A 1,654-nucleotide genomic window follows, 5' to 3' on the forward strand; every position below is an offset into this window, starting at 1 on the left:
CCCGCCGCGTCAGGATAGTTGTCGTGTGAGTTGATTCGATGAGTCTTGGTCGGTGGGCGGAAGTGAGAGCCGTGTGGCGCGTTATTCGATAGAGCATCGGGAGTGGGTGGTGCGGCAGATGATGCCGCCCTTGAACCGGACGGTGCCGGAGCTGGTGGAAGCGACAGGCATTACTGATGCCACCCTGTATGCTTGGCGCAAACAGGCCAGAGCAGCGGGAGCAGTGGTGCCGGGAGATGGACAGCAGGCCGACCAGTGGTCGAGCCAGGACAAGTTTCGGGTGGTGCTGGAAAGCGCCAGCCTCAATGCGGCTGAGCTGGCGGAGTACTGCCGGCGCAAAGGCCTGTATGTCGAGCAGATCAACGCCTGGCGCGAAGCCTGCGAGCAGGCCAACAGCCTGGCTCAGCCGAGCAAGACCCGGCGCGAACGCGAAGAGGAAAAGGCCGCGAAGAAGCGCATCAAGCAGCTGGAGCGTGAACTGCGGCGCAAGGATGCGGCGCTGGCAGAAACCGCGGCTCTGCTGGTGTTGCGAAAAAAAGCCGAGGCGCTCTGGGGGAAGGACGAGGACGAATGATCAGCGCCCCGGATCGCCGTGAAACGCTGCAGTTGATCGAGGACGCCGTGGCGGCGGGAGCGCGGCGGGCGCAGGCCTGCGCCGAACTGGGCCTGTCGCTGCGCAGCCTACAGCGCTGGCAGCACTGCCCGGAGGATCGGCGTCCTTCGGCACAACGAGCTGAGCCGGCCAACAAGCTGACCCCGCAAGAGCGCCGCCGCGTGCTGGAGGTCGCCAACCAGCCCGAGTTTGCCAGCCTGCCGCCGCAGCAGATCGTGGCGCGGCTGGCCGATCAGGGCACCTGGCTGGCCTCGGAGTCGACCTTTTACCGGTTGCTGAAGGACGCCGAACAGCAGCATCCGCGCGGCCGTAGCCGCCCACCGGTGAAACGAGCGCTGACGACCCATGTGGCCGACGGCCCGAACCAGCTGTGGTGCTGGGACATCACCTGGCTGCCGACCACGGTCAAGGGCCGTTACTTCTACTGGTACATGATCAAGGACGTCTACAGCCGGAAGCTGGTGGCCAACGAGGTGCATGAAAGTGAAAGCGCCGAGCAGGCCGCCCAGCTGCTACGCCAGGCCTGCCTACGTGAACAGCGGGCAGGCCAGCCGCTGGTACTGCACTCGGACAACGGCAGCGCGATGAAGGGCTCGACCATGCTGGCGGCCATGCAGAACCTGGGTGTGATGCCCTCGTTCAGCCGCCCGCGGGTGAGCAATGACAACGCCTATGCCGAGGCCTTGTTCCGCACGGCGAAGTACTGCCCGCTGTGGCCGGAGCGGCCCTTCGACACGCTGGAGCAGGCCAGGAACTGGGTGAACAGCTTCGTGGCCTGGTACAACCATGAACATCGCCACAGCGCCCTGAAGTTCGTGACCCCGACGCAGCGACATACTGGCCAGGCGGAAGAGTTGCTGCGCAAGCGTATCGAGCTGTACGAGGCGGCGCGTGCACGGCACCCGGAGCGCTGGAGCGGCAACATCAGGAACTGGGTGCTGGCACCAATCGTGTGCCTGAACCCGGAGCGGGAAGCGGTACTGCAGCAAACACCAAAGGCAGCGTGACACGCTCGCGCGACAACTACCTTGAAAATCGCCG

Annotated in this window: 1 protein-coding gene; it reads left to right on the forward strand. The window is 65.1% G+C overall.

Going from position 1 to position 1,654, the window contains the following annotated elements:
- Positions 1 to 73 precede the first annotated feature (73 nt).
- Positions 74 to 1,620 (forward strand): IS3 family transposase gene (locus CW305_RS06570; protein ID WP_245890971.1). Its coding sequence is split into 2 segments (ribosomal slippage): positions 74 to 560 and positions 560 to 1,620, totalling 1,548 coding nucleotides; the frame shifts between segments, so codons are not numbered across the junction.
- Positions 1,621 to 1,654: the final 34 nt, after the last annotated feature.

The sequence above is a fragment of the Stutzerimonas kunmingensis genome, assembly GCF_002929225.1.
Lineage (GTDB): Bacteria > Pseudomonadota > Gammaproteobacteria > Pseudomonadales > Pseudomonadaceae > Stutzerimonas.